The 12201-nt window shown below is 50.2% G+C and carries 12 protein-coding genes; 1 reads left to right on the top strand and 11 read right to left on the bottom strand.

Annotated features, from left to right (window positions below; all coding sequences use genetic code 11):
- The 10 genes from ACP5SG_RS08035 to rfaE2 all read right to left on the bottom strand — a co-directional run.
- Positions 1–959 (bottom strand): FHIPEP family type III secretion protein (locus tag ACP5SG_RS08035; RefSeq protein WP_428123373.1); only part of this gene is annotated, 959 nt, incomplete at its 3' end.
- A complete protein-coding gene (gene flhB / locus ACP5SG_RS08030) occupies positions 960–2042 on the bottom strand; it encodes a flagellar biosynthesis protein FlhB (protein ID WP_237888423.1) in 1083 nt (360 codons plus the stop codon).
- A gap of 19 nt (positions 2043–2061) precedes the next feature.
- Positions 2062–2853 (bottom strand): flagellar biosynthetic protein FliR, encoded by a 792-nt coding sequence (gene fliR, locus ACP5SG_RS08025; RefSeq protein ID WP_237888422.1) that lies wholly within the window; start codon positions 2851–2853, stop codon positions 2062–2064.
- A 2-nt stretch (positions 2854–2855) separates the two neighbouring features.
- Positions 2856–3125 (bottom strand): flagellar biosynthesis protein FliQ, encoded by a 270-nt coding sequence (gene fliQ / locus ACP5SG_RS08020; protein WP_237888421.1) that lies wholly within the window; start codon positions 3123–3125, stop codon positions 2856–2858.
- A gap of 11 nt (positions 3126–3136) precedes the next feature.
- On the bottom strand, positions 3137–3892 hold the full coding sequence (gene fliP / locus ACP5SG_RS08015) for a flagellar type III secretion system pore protein FliP (RefSeq protein ID WP_424661365.1): 756 nt from the start codon (positions 3890–3892) through the stop codon (positions 3137–3139).
- Positions 3893–3932: 40 nt separating this feature from the next.
- A complete protein-coding gene (locus ACP5SG_RS08010) occupies positions 3933–4238 on the bottom strand; it encodes a FliO/MopB family protein (RefSeq protein WP_237888419.1) in 306 nt (101 codons plus the stop codon).
- Positions 4239–4269: 31 nt separating this feature from the next.
- Positions 4270–4881, bottom strand: a complete 612-nt coding sequence (gene fliN, locus ACP5SG_RS08005; protein ID WP_407932053.1) for a flagellar motor switch protein FliN — start codon at positions 4879–4881, stop codon at positions 4270–4272.
- Between the two features lie 45 nt (positions 4882–4926).
- Positions 4927–5913 (bottom strand): flagellar motor switch protein FliM, encoded by a 987-nt coding sequence (gene fliM / locus ACP5SG_RS08000; RefSeq protein WP_424661354.1) that lies wholly within the window; start codon positions 5911–5913, stop codon positions 4927–4929.
- A complete protein-coding gene (locus tag ACP5SG_RS07995) occupies positions 5910–6428 on the bottom strand; it encodes a flagellar basal body-associated FliL family protein (RefSeq protein ID WP_424661353.1) in 519 nt (172 codons plus the stop codon). The genes fliM and ACP5SG_RS07995 overlap by 4 nt, the downstream gene beginning before the upstream one ends.
- Positions 6429–6587: 159 nt before the next feature.
- Positions 6588–7913 (bottom strand): D-glycero-beta-D-manno-heptose 1-phosphate adenylyltransferase, encoded by a 1326-nt coding sequence (gene rfaE2 / locus ACP5SG_RS07990; RefSeq protein ID WP_330873285.1) that lies wholly within the window; start codon positions 7911–7913, stop codon positions 6588–6590.
- Between the two features lie 50 nt (positions 7914–7963).
- On the opposite strand from rfaE2, the gene ACP5SG_RS07985 reads away from it, so the two are divergent.
- Positions 7964–9841 carry an ASKHA domain-containing protein gene (locus ACP5SG_RS07985; protein WP_424661352.1) on the top strand — a complete coding sequence of 626 codons (1878 nt, stop codon included), beginning with the start codon at positions 7964–7966 and terminating at the stop codon, positions 9839–9841.
- A gap of 2 nt (positions 9842–9843) precedes the next feature.
- Here ACP5SG_RS07985 and ACP5SG_RS07980 read toward each other — a convergent pair.
- On the bottom strand, positions 9844–12201 hold a 2358-nt coding region (locus tag ACP5SG_RS07980), incomplete at its 5' end, for a hypothetical protein (RefSeq protein WP_428123359.1).

Raw genomic sequence — 12201 nt, 5'->3', positions numbered from 1 at the left:
GTGCCGAGACCAATAGACAATGCACTGAATGGGATAGCTGGAAGCCCTGGAATCATGCCGAAGAAGAAGATCATTGCAGAGGTGATTGCCAGGGCCTCGGGTTGGGCTGCAAACTGCCTTATGAATTCCCTGCCTATTCCTGCATCGGAGGCTGCACGGCTTACCAGTATGCCTGCCGCGGTTGAAATTATGAGGGCTGGGATCTGAGAGACAAGGCCGTCTCCAATTGTGAGGAGCGTATAACTCCTTGCGGCTGCGGCTATAGGCAGTCCTTGTTGAATGACGCCTATCACAAAGCCGCCTATTATATTTATGGCCATGATGATGAGGCCTGCTATGGCCTCGCCGCGAACAAACTTGCTGGCGCCGTCCATGGCCCCGTAAAATTCCGCCTCTTTAGCTATATCCTTGCGCCTGGCCCTTGCCTCTTTTTCATCAATGAGCCCAGCGTTTAGATCTGCATCTATAGCCATCTGTTTCCCTGGCATGGCGTCCAGAGTGAATCTCGCCGCCACCTCTGCAATGCGGCCGGCACCTTTTGTGATGACTACGAAATTTATTATCACCAGTATTGAAAAGACTATGGCCCCTACTACAAAATTTCCACCTACTGCAAACTGGCCGAATCCCATGATGATTCTACCGGCCGCATCTATACCTTCATGCCCGTGGATCAGGATTAGCCTTGTTGTAGCTATATTGAGCGACAGGCGGAACAGGGTTGTAAGGAGCAGCAGCGATGGAAATATCGGAAAGTCCAACGGTTTTATGATGTAAAGGGAAAGCAGCAGGATCAGGAGGGAAATGCTCATATTGAAGGCAAGGAGTATGTCCATGGCCGTAGCCGGGATGGGCATGACCATTATGAGCAGTATGGCCAGCACCCCTGCCGCTGCCATTATATTACTGCTATCTATCTGAATATTGGTCCAGATGTTTTTGACAGCGCTTCCCGCCATTTATCTCCTCAACCCCCTTGAACCCTTGTTTTTCATTCGATAGACATAGGCCAAGACCTCGGCGACCGCCTGATAAAGATTCTCAGGTATGGTCATGCCAACCTCAACCAGCTTGAAAAGCGTCTGGGCCAGCGGCTTGTTTTCGATCGTCGGTACCCCGTTCGCCTTGGCTATCTCCTTGATCTTTTCCGCTATAAACCCTGATCCCTTGGCGGTCACCTGTGGCGCCTCCATCTTGCCCGTTTCATATTTCAATGCAACTGCAAGGTGTGTAGGGTTCGTGATCACCACATCCGCCTCGGGTACCGCCGCCATCATCCTGCGTCTGGCCATTTCCCTTTGGATGCTCCTGATCCTTGCCCTTATCTGGGGGTCTCCCTCTGTCTCTCTATATTCTTCTTTCACCTCCTGTCTTGTCATCCTGAGGCCCTTTTCAAATTCCCATTTCTGAAAGATGAAGTCCAGCACGGCAATGGCAGCTATCGCGATGCATATTTTCCAGAACATGGCGAAGCTCACCCTGCTCATATACAGGAATATCTGGATCGGGGACTGGTCTGTAAGTGGTAGGATGCGATCTATTTCGCCCCTTATCGTTTTAAAGGCTATAATTCCTACTATTACAAGCTTCAGGAGCGATTTCAGCAGTTCTGCGACGGCTTGGGCTGAAAACAATCTTTTTAAGCCTTCTATCGGATTGATCTTTGAAAATTTGGGTTTTATGGCCTCAAAAGAGATCAGCGGGCCGACTTGGAGGTAATTTGCAGCAATTGCAACAAGCGCCAGCACGAAAAGAAGAGGACCTGTTATCATCATAAAGCGCCATATGCCATTTGCGGCGATCGTCTCTATATTGCCAGTCGTTATCCTGATATTGGCCGCATTTCCAAGGTAATATCGCAGCATGACTGCAGATTGTTGATAAAAAAGTCCGCCTGCCCACAAAAATGTAAGTATTCCGGAGAGTAATACCGCTACAGACGACAGCTCCCTGCTCCTTGCGGTCTGTCCTTTTTTTCTGGCCTCTTCCCTGCGCTTGGGTGTGGCCTTTTCCGTTCGTTCCTGAAAAGATTCCTCAGCCATAGCAATCCCCGTTCAAATCCTATTTGCCAGCCATGACAGCCGCTGCGGCAGGTATAAGCCTTATCCCTTCTCTCAGATATCCGGCAAGGACCGGCCAGAAGATCTGGAGTGTGAGGCCGAGAAATATAAGTCCGAGGGCTATATTCAGGCCAAAGCTCAAGATGAGCATATTTATCTGCGGGACTATTTTGGCAAGGATGCCGAGCGCGACTTGTGAAAACAACAGTATGGCCATTACAGGCGCCATTATTTTGACGGAGATGACAAACATCTCATAGGCCATCTTCAATATGATGGTGGAAAGGGGTGCCTTTAGGGTAAGCCCGCCAGGCGGCAGGATCGCAAGGCTTTCGTATATGGCCTCTATTACGAGATGGTGTGCATTTGAAACCAGAAAAAGCGTAAGGGCGGTAAGATAGACGAATTCAGCAACAACCAGCGATTGGGCGCCTGATTGGGGTTCCATTACGCTTGCCACAGAAAGGCCCATCTGAAACCCCACCATCTGGGCTGCTGTCTGGAGTCCAGCGAATATAAGGCGCAGGATGAGGGACAATGTAAGTCCTGTAAAGGCCTCTGTCGTTACAAGCAATAAAAAACCGACCAGTGAATTAGGGAGGCTTTGCGGCGAAAACGGTGCGACGGGTGTTAGCATCAGTGAAGTGACGATCGAAATTGCTGCCTTGACGCCAGCCGGTATTGTCGCGGAGCTGAAGACAGGCATGAAGAAGAGCATTGTGCTCAGGCGTATCAAGACCAGGACGAAGACTTTATAGTGCGTTATAGCTGAGTACAATAGGTCTTGTTCCATGTTCAGCGTATATAACCTGGTATCCCTTCGATAAGATGTCGGGTGAAATCCAGGAGTTTGTTCATCAGCCAAGGAAACGAAAAGAGGGTGACGATAAATGTGGCTATGAGTTTGGGTACGAATGTAAGAGTCGTCTCCTGGATCTGGGTTACGGCCTGGAATATACTGACTACAAGGCCGACTATGAGCCCGACGCCAAGCATAGGTATGCTCAGGATTAAGGTCAGTTCTATGGCCTGTCTTGCTAGCCCTACAACCATTTCCTGTGTCATTGCATCACCACCTAGAAAAAGCTCTTTACAAGGGAACCTACAAGGAGATTCCATCCGTCGACCAATACAAATAGGAGCAGTTTAAACGGCAGTGAGATCAAGATCGGCGGGAGCATCATCATACCCAATGACAAAAGTACGCTTGACACCATCATGTCGATGATTAGGAACGGCAGGAACAATATGAATCCTATCTCGAAGGCCGTCTTGAGTTCACTTATCATAAATGCAGGGATCAGTGTCAGCGTTGGTATGGCGTCCCTGTCCTTCGGGTCTTTGATCTTCGCGAGTTTTACAAACAGGGCCAGATCGGATTCCCTTGTCTGTTTGAACATAAAATCCCTGAATGGCACCTGTATCCTTTTTACAGCCTCGTCAAAGGATATTTCTTCATTTAGATAGGGTCTTACGGCTGTGGAATTGGCTTGAGACCATACCGGCTGCATGATGAAAAAGGTGAGAAACAGGGCGAGTCCTGCAAGCACCTGATTGGGTGGCATCTGCTGCGTACCCAAGGCCTGACGGAGAAAGCCGAAGACTATTATGAGCCTTGTAAAAGATGTAGTCATGAGCAGGATGGACGGCGCGATGGAAAGTACGGTAAGAAGTGCGATGATCTCAAGGGCCGTAGCAACCTTGGCAGGGCTGTCATCCCCTTCAAGGCCTATTTTCAGCGTAGGTATGGTTATGGCCCATGAAGTGCAGGTAAGCGTCAGCAGGAAAGACGCCGTAGCGACAGGGATCAGAAAAGGTCTTGTATAAGACATGAGATAGACCCCCTTTTTAAGTGTGTTCGTTATGAAATTTTTAATGATCTGATAGGGCATCCGATTTGTCCTTGAGCGTCGCTTCAAAATAATTTGGCTCCAATGTCCCTAAAAGGCCCACAGCGTTTTCGGAGGCGCCGATGATGAGGATTTTGTCCGCTACCCTTACGATACACAGATATTTCTTTGGGATTATCATCTTTGTCGAAATGACCTCTATCGGGTCTGCCTTGCCCCCCCTAAGCCTCCTGTCCCATAACTTTATGCCGTACAGGGCCGCCGTCATAAGTCCGAGGACGATGGCCATGGCGCCTATAGTCTTTATAATGAAACCCGCGGTTTCCATTTGGTCGATCCAGCCCTTGATATCTGCAGGGTCAATATTTCTGTGAACCAAGATTTTTTACACGATCGGCAGGGCTTATGATCTCGGTCAGTTTTATGCCGAACTTCTCATTGACCACCACGATATCCCCCTTTGCCATGAGTTTTTGGTTTACATAAATATCCGCCGGCTCGCCCGCAAGCTTGTCCAGACTGACCACAGACCCTTGTCCCAATTGGAGGAGTTCCCGGATCTGAAGCCTTGTTCGGCCGAGCTCAACTGATATGTCTAGCGGGATGTCGAGTATGAAATTGAGATCCGGCTTCCCTGCACCGCCTTCTTCCTGCACCGCCGGTCTTTGAAATTCGTCAAATTTCGGCTTCCCTGCACCTTGATTTTGTTGTTTTGCATCCGCAGGTTTGTCTTGGCTGGTCTCGACCGTCCCTTTTCGGACTGCTTTGGCGGCTGCCTTGTCGCCACCGGCGGCGGCTTCATTGAAGGCTTGGGACCAGTCGATGGTGCCCGATTCTTCCGGCGCCTTAGGTGGCTCTTGTGCCACCTCACCTGTTTTTGCAGGATCGCCTTGTTGCCCGCCGCTGGCCTTTTGGCCTTCTATGCCATCAGACCCTTCGGCCAGTAATTTGTCCAATTCTTCCTGAGTCAACATCTTTTTGCTCTCCACAGAGGTTTTCTTGGTATTTTTATATCGTCATTCATCCATCTTGATCGCCTTTTCGATCCGCACTGCACGTTGGCCCCTGAACAGGCCGGGATGTCCGGCGAATTTGGGCCTATCCTGGACTATGACGTTGAGGAGGTCTTCTATATTTGTATCGAGCTGGATGATGTCCCCCACACCCAGGTCCATAAGCTCGGCCCCTGTTATGTTGGTGTCGCCAAGCGGTACTGTTATGTCCACCTCAACCTCGAAAAGATTCCTGATTAATTGTTTGCGCCAGAGTGGATCTTCAGCCTCTTCGCTTTGAAAAGTGCTCTGCAATTTTGACTTTATGGGCTGGAGTACGCCGAGTGGTATGCAGACGGTAATTGATCCGCTGATCTCCTCCAGGTCTATCTGAAATCTGGATATGATGACCGCGTCGTCGTTCTGGGCTATCTTTGCAAATTGCGGATTTATTTCAGAGCGTATGTATTGGATCGTGACGGGATGTATGTTTCGCCAGGCCCTTTCGAGGTCGTTCAATATAGAGATTATGATCCTCTTTATCAACCGCTGCTCTATGGAGGTGAACTCCCTCCCTTCTATCCTGCTCTGCCCGAGCTTGGTGGACCCTAGGAATATCTCCACTATGGAAAAGACCAGTTTTGGATCCAATACTACCATAGCAGTCCCACGGAACGGCTCCAGTTTTATGATGTGGATATTGCTCGGGACAGGTATCCTGTTCAAAAAATTTTTGAAATTTATTATCTCGATTGGGGCTACACTACTGTCGGCAGCAAGTTTCAGTATGGAAGATAGGGTGGTTCTAAGACCCCTGTTAAACTGATCGTTTACGATGTCAAGACCTGGAAACTTGGTCTTGATCATTAGGGTCGCCTTTTCGAAGTCGAAAGGTACCACCTCTCCTATCGTCGGCGTCGGTTTTGCTTCGGCCTCTTTTGTGACCTCGGTGACCTCGCCTATGCCGCTTAAAAGTGCATCTATTTCCTCTTGGCTTAAAAGCGCATTCATGACTGAACTACAAATTGCGAGAAATAGACGTTGTTCAAACGACCCTGGCCGAGTATGTTGGTTAATCTGACCATGAGCTCGTCTCTCAATTTTATCTTGCCTTCCACAGGAATGACGTCATCAAGCGACTTGCTGCTCAGGATCATGATTATCTCGTTTTTGATCTTGGGCATGAGTTTTGTTATCTCCTCTTTGGCCTTTTCATCAGGCACTTCAAGGGTGATTGCGATCTTGAGGAAGTGTCTTGCCTTAGGGTCGTCGAGGTTTACTACAAAGGGCTCCAAGTCCACCATGATGCCGACCTTTCCCTTGTCTGCACCTTTGGTTTCATGCTCGCCGTTTATTTCTCTTTCGAGCGCCTCGTTGCTGGGTTTTTTAAAGAGAAACAAATAGGAACCGAGCCCTGCCAATACGATGACGACAATCAGGCCGATGATTGCTATCAGCAGCATGTTTTTTTTCTTTTTGGGGGTATCGGTCTCTGTTGCATTTACCTTTTCTTCTTGTTCAGCCATGGCATTGTCTCCGTGTCGTTTATGATCCTGCCTTGAGGCCCGTTTGTATTGGATACAGCAATATATATGCCACCGGTCCGCAAGACAGTCTTGTCAGTGTTTTCTTTATTGATCTCATGAAGATATCGCTAGATAGCGATCTGCTGTATCCAATCTTAGTCAATTTTTTGACGGATCTAATATCCGCCTTATGATCTTTGTAGTTGATATATCATATTCAAACGGCACCCTTTCCACCCTGCCCCCATTCTTCTTTACAATGCCAGCCCCTATTATATGATCTTCATCCCAGTCGGCACCCTTTACAAGCACATCAGGCATAAGGGACTCGATTGTCTTAAGGGGATCGGGTTCGTCGAAGACCGTTATATAGTCAACGGCCTGAAGCCCTGCGAGGACCCTGGCCCTGGCCCATTCATTGTTTATAGGGCGCCCTTTCCCTTTTATCCCACTAACAGATCTGTCACTGTTGAGGCCGACGACCAAAAAATCCCCCATACGTCTGGCGGTCTCCAGATATTGGACATGGCCCGCATGAATGATGTCAAAACAGCCGTTTGTAAAGACCATCCTTTGGCCTGCCCTGCGCCGCCGCGATGCTGTTTCTTTTAATGATTTTAGATCACATATCTTGCCTTGAGTAAGTGCGGCCCAGTGCCTTGGGGGGTGAGCGGTAAAAAATTGTCGGCGGATTTCGTCAAGTTCTCCAAGGTCAAGGCCGATGGATATCCAGGCCTCTGAATCTGGGGCGGCGGCAATTAGTTTGCCTGATGGTCCATAGACCCCTGAACCACCTGCAAACCTGGTGTCTTTGAAATCCCCCCATGCGTTTGCTGCGGCTGTAAAACATTGGTTTTCTGTGGCCCTTGCCGAAAGCAGGGTCTTGAACTGGCTCAACCTTTCAGTCGGCCAGAGGGCCGAGACCGCGAGGATGTGGGCGCCTTCAAAGATGAGCTGCCTTGCAAGCTCCGGGAACCTCAGGTCATAGCATGTCATGAGGCCGATGCCTATTTCCAGGCCATTTGTTCGGGTCCACAGCACAGCCGGCGTATGTCCTTCATTGAAGAGCTTGTGTTCCGCCATCGGCTGAAACAGGTTGATCTTCCTATAGGGGTGATGTGGACGGTCAAGGCCGAAGACATGGGTCTCATTGTAGAGGTTATGTCTTGCACCGTCCGTGCAGGGTGTCGGAAGCGTTCCGATGATCAGGACGCCAAGGGATTTGGAGAGGGTCTGGGCCTCTTGCCTTATCTCATCAAGCTCGTTTAAAGGCAACGGCATCCCTGGTTGCAGTGGGCCGGTAGCCCAGAGTTCCGGCAGGAGAATGATGTCGACACCGTTTTCCCTGAGTCTCTGTATGGCCGTGCGCACCCTCTTCCAGTTCAACCATGGGGTGTCAGGGCGCGGATTGAATTGAAATATCCCCAGATTGATAGTAGATCCTCGTCCAACTTTGTTTTTTATACCTTGCTTGATGATATCCATTTGTGTTTATTTAAGGCGATTTGATAAATTGCAAATTTTTTGGAACGTCTATGCAGGTCACATTCTTACCATCAAATACAACAATCGAGACATCAGGGGAAGAGGCAATCCTCAGGATGGCCATGAGGGCTGGCATTCATATCAACGCATCCTGCGGTGGGGCCGGCGTATGCGATAAGTGCAAGGTCTTTCTGGATGACGGGGAGTTAAGGGGTGAAAGGTTTCCTGACGGTGCCTGGAAGGCATGTGCCTCTTATCCTGTAAGTGACGTAAAGATCAGGGTGCCTGTGGAATCGGAGATGGACAGACGGGCCCTTTCGAGGGCTGCGCCCAGAAAGATTGCTTCTTGGCTGGAGGCTCACGGCGGGATGCCATTTGACCTGCGTCCGGTCGTGGAAAAGGTCGCCATCAATGTACCGCGGCCCGATCTCTCGGATAGCGCAAGCGACCTCGACCGTCTCCAGCGCGAATTGATGAATGGTAGATTAAAGGGCACAACAGTTGAGGTCGACACCACCATCCTTTTTGATCTGCCTGCAGCCCTGCGTGAAAAAGAGTGGTTGACGACAGTGAGTATGATGGAGGGCCCAAGGCCGGATGTTAAGAAGCTCATAAGGGTTGAGCCAGGAGATGCGGCTGGTGGTCACCTTGCGCTCGCTTTTGATATAGGTACAACTACTGTTTCGGGCCAGCTCATAGAGCTGACGACAGGGAAGATTTTGGCCGAGGTCTCGAATTACAATCCGCAGGTGAGTTTCGGAGAGGATGTGATCTCAAGGATGGAGTTTGCAAGGAAAAAGGATGGGCTCCTGACCTTGCAGCAGAAGATAATCGGTTGCCTGAATGCCTTAATCGCTGAGATCTGTTCATCTTCAAGGTGTCCGAAAGACTCGATAAGTCTCATGACTGCAGCTGGCAATACTGTCATGACGCACCTACTGTTGGGACTTGAGACCGGTTATCTGAGGACACAGCCTTATGTCCCTGTGGCTACACACCTCCCGCCTGTAAGGGCTAAGGACATCGGGATAGCCCTCCCGCCGCATGTGTATCTGTTTCTTGCTCCATGTGTGGCTAGTTACGTAGGGGGGGATATAACCGCGGGCGTGGTGGGTGTAGGGGTGCATCGTAGTCATGAGCTTACGCTCTTTATCGATATCGGCACGAATGGCGAAATCGTCTTAGGGAATCAGGACTGGATGGCTTGTGCGGCATGTTCGGCAGGACCAGCCTTTGAGGGGGGTGGGATCATGCACGGTATGAGGGCGACAACCGGGGCGGTTGAGGCGGTGCACATCCATCCCGAGACCTTTGAGCCGATGATCCTCACCATAGGCGGTAAGAAGGCCAAAGGCATCTGTGGCTCAGGGATAATAAGCCTTATGGCGGGACTTTTTATGGTCGAGGCCATAGATCGGCAGGGCAGATTCAGGCGCAACCTCAAGACCGGCCGTATAAGGCCGGGCAGAGACGGTTGGGAGTATGTCGTTGTAGAGAAAGGTGCAACAGCGACGGGCAGGGATATTGTCTTTACCGAGGCGGATATTGAAAATCTCATAAGGGCCAAAGGGGCTATGTTTGCAGGCTATCAGACCCTCTTGGAGTCCGTCGGGATGGACTTCAAAGACCTTGAGCGGGTGGTACTTGCTGGAAATTTCGGGAGCTACCTTGACCTTGAACAGGCCGTCACAATAGGCCTTTTGCCTGATATCCCGAGAGACAGGTTCTTTTTTGTAGGTAACAGCTCCCTCGCTGGGGCAAGGGCTATGGCCATGTCGATCGATGCCATGAAGGAGGTTTCAAGGAGCGCCAGGATGATGACCCACTTTGATCTGAGCGGCAATCCGCATTTTATGGAAAATTACGTCTCGGCCTTGTTCCTCCCTCATACTGATGCAGGGTTGTTTCCAAGCGTGCGTATCGGGTAACATCAGGTAAGCTTTACAGATACCAGTTTCGAGACACCATTCTCTTCCATCGTCACCCCATAGAGCGCCTCGGCCTGCTCCATTACGCGCTGGTTGTGGGTTACAAGGATCATCTGGGTCTTTTGTGCGATTCTTTTTACAAGTCGGCAAAATCTTAGTGTGTTCGCCTCATCAAGCGGGGCGTCTACCTCATCCATGAGACAGAACGGGCTTGGTTTTATGAGAAAGAGTGAAAAGATTAAAGAGATGGCTGCAAGTGCCTTTTCGCCGCCCGAGAGGAGGTTTAGATGGCCTATACGCTTGCCAGGTATGTGTACTGCCAGATCCAGTCCGGCTTCAAGAGGGTTTCCGTCGCCGACCGGTTCAAGCCAGGCCTTTCCGCCATCGAAGAGTAGCGGGAATATCTCTGCGAGGCTGTTGTTCACCGCCTCGATCGTGCCCTTGAGCCTCTCCCTTGAGACCTGATCTATATGTCTTATTGCATGTTCTAGGTCATTTATGGAATTGGTTAGATCATCTTTCTGGGTTGCAAGATAGGAACGCCTCTGTTCGACTTCTTTGTATTGGTCGAGGGCTGTAAGGTTTACAGGCCCTATTGCATCTATTTCGCTTGATATCTTTGCAATTTCTAGTTTTGCCTCGCCTGATGAGAATCGCTCAGGGCGCCAGTTATGGCAGTCATCTTCTATCTCGGCCTGATGGCGTTCGCGTGCAGTCTTTTTTAAAAACTGCATAGCCTGGACCAGCGTATTTATCTCAATCTCCCTTTGATGGAGTTCTTTTTCGAGAAGGGTTGTCTCTTCGAGTTTTTTCTTTACAGCGACATCGAGACTGGCCAGTTCCTGTCTTTTTTCGTCGAAGGCGCATCTGATAGCCTTGCTCTTGGCCCTTTTCGTCTCTATCAATCCTTCCTGTTCGGTCACCTCTTTGAAGGTTTTGGTCACGGACTGTCTTATGGAGTCGAGCACTGAGCCTACCTTGGTTTTTATCTCGCCAGCCGCCTTTATGTCTTCATTTATCCGCGCGAGCTTCTTTTCAAGGACAGTAAGTTCATGCCTTTTTTCCTCAAGCCTTGCGTTCAGGCCGGCGGCGGCGATCCTCATATCTTCGAGGACCTTTTGGCGTCTTTGTAGTACTGCCTCTTGTTGCCTAAGGGCGTCTTCTCTGCCCTTTATCTTGTTTTCAGCCTCGTTTTTGGCCCTTTTTGCCCTGTCAAGTGCGGCATTCGTTTGTTCGAGATCCGCTTCCACCTCTGAAAGTTCATCCTCGATCTGATCCATCTCCAGATCTAACCTTGTCTGTCTCTCTTCATGGGATTCAAGCCTGGTCTTCAAGCGGTCCAATTCGCTTTTTTGTCTCGAGACCTCGTTGTTCAAGCGTTCCTTGTCCTTGACAAGGGATTTCAGCCGATTGACGGCATCCGAGAGCCTCATGCCTTGAGTCTCTTCCTTAGAGGCTATTTCAGCCGATTTTAACCTGAGCCCTTTTTCCTCAACAGCAAGTCGGGCGATCTCGGCCTTTCTGGAAAGTATCCCTTGTCCCTTATTCTTGCCGCCCTTTATTACGATCTCGCCCCAAGGGTAGAGAATATCCCCGCTTGGTGTGATATAGGTATACCAGGCGTTCAGGTCACCGCCTGCCTTGGCCTCTCTAAATGCCTTGATCGCTGAGTCCAGGTCGTCTGTCAATCTCCATCCTGAGGAGATGGATCTTATAACCCTGCTTGCCGGCGGCCGAGCGGCTGCAACCCCATCGTCCTCATCTCCTGAATCAGGTCCATCGATCAGCCATGGTGCCAAAACCCGCAGATCTCCCATTCCTTTTTGTTTGACGAAATCGATTATCTCATCTAGCATCGTTTCCTCTTCGGGGATCACAGCCTCTATGGTCTTTTCAAGTGCGGATTCGGCTGCCGATTCAAGCCCCGATTTTACGATCAGGAGGTCTGCAAGCGCCTTCAGGCCCTTAAAATGCCTGAGGGTGGATCTTGCAGCCTCTCCGAGGCCCTGCATTGAATCTTCTATGGCCCTTAAGGCATTCAGTCTTGCTGTGACGGCTGCAAGGCTGGAATCGATCTGGGTCTTTTGATTCCGTAGGTGGGACAGCGCCTGTTCCAGCCCGAAGCTTTCCGCCTCGGCCGTTGAGATGTCATGGATCTTTTTTTTTATTTCCGCCTCAAGCGCCTTTATTTCCGCCTCAAGCGCCCTGGCCCGTGTTTCTTGCCCGGATTTTTCCTCCTTCAGCAACTCTTTTTCTTCGGTAAGGGCCTCGAGACGCCTTTTTAGCCTCTCCGCCTGGGATGCAAGGGCCTTTTGCCGGCTGTCGAACTTTGCGCATACAGAGGCTGCATCGACAAGCTC

This window comes from Dissulfurimicrobium sp. (assembly GCF_049968175.1).
Taxonomy (GTDB): domain Bacteria; phylum Desulfobacterota; class Dissulfuribacteria; order Dissulfuribacterales; family Sh68; genus Dissulfurimicrobium; species Dissulfurimicrobium hydrothermale.
This window is presented reverse-complemented; position numbering and strand designations above follow the sequence as displayed.

What these genes read in the sequence shown, in the direction of transcription:
- fliM (WP_424661354.1), bottom strand. Translation starts at nt 5,913, where the DNA reads ATGAATGCGCTTTTAAGCCAAGAGGAAATAGATGCACTTTTAAGCGGC.
- fliR (WP_237888422.1), bottom strand. Translation starts at nt 2,853, where the DNA reads ATGGAACAAGACCTATTGTACTCAGCTATAACGCACTATAAAGTCTTC.
- rfaE2 (WP_330873285.1), bottom strand. Translation starts at nt 7,913, where the DNA reads ATGGATATCATCAAGCAAGGTATAAAAAACAAAGTTGGACGAGGATCT.
- ACP5SG_RS07985 (WP_424661352.1), top strand. Translation starts at nt 7,964, where the DNA reads ATGCAGGTCACATTCTTACCATCAAATACAACAATCGAGACATCAGGG.
- ACP5SG_RS08010 (WP_237888419.1), bottom strand. Translation starts at nt 4,238, where the DNA reads ATGGAAACCGCGGGTTTCATTATAAAGACTATAGGCGCCATGGCCATC.
- ACP5SG_RS07995 (WP_424661353.1), bottom strand. Translation starts at nt 6,428, where the DNA reads ATGGCTGAACAAGAAGAAAAGGTAAATGCAACAGAGACCGATACCCCC.
- fliQ (WP_237888421.1), bottom strand. Translation starts at nt 3,125, where the DNA reads ATGACACAGGAAATGGTTGTAGGGCTAGCAAGACAGGCCATAGAACTG.
- fliP (WP_424661365.1), bottom strand. Translation starts at nt 3,892, where the DNA reads ATGTCTTATACAAGACCTTTTCTGATCCCTGTCGCTACGGCGTCTTTC.
- flhB (WP_237888423.1), bottom strand. Translation starts at nt 2,042, where the DNA reads ATGGCTGAGGAATCTTTTCAGGAACGAACGGAAAAGGCCACACCCAAG.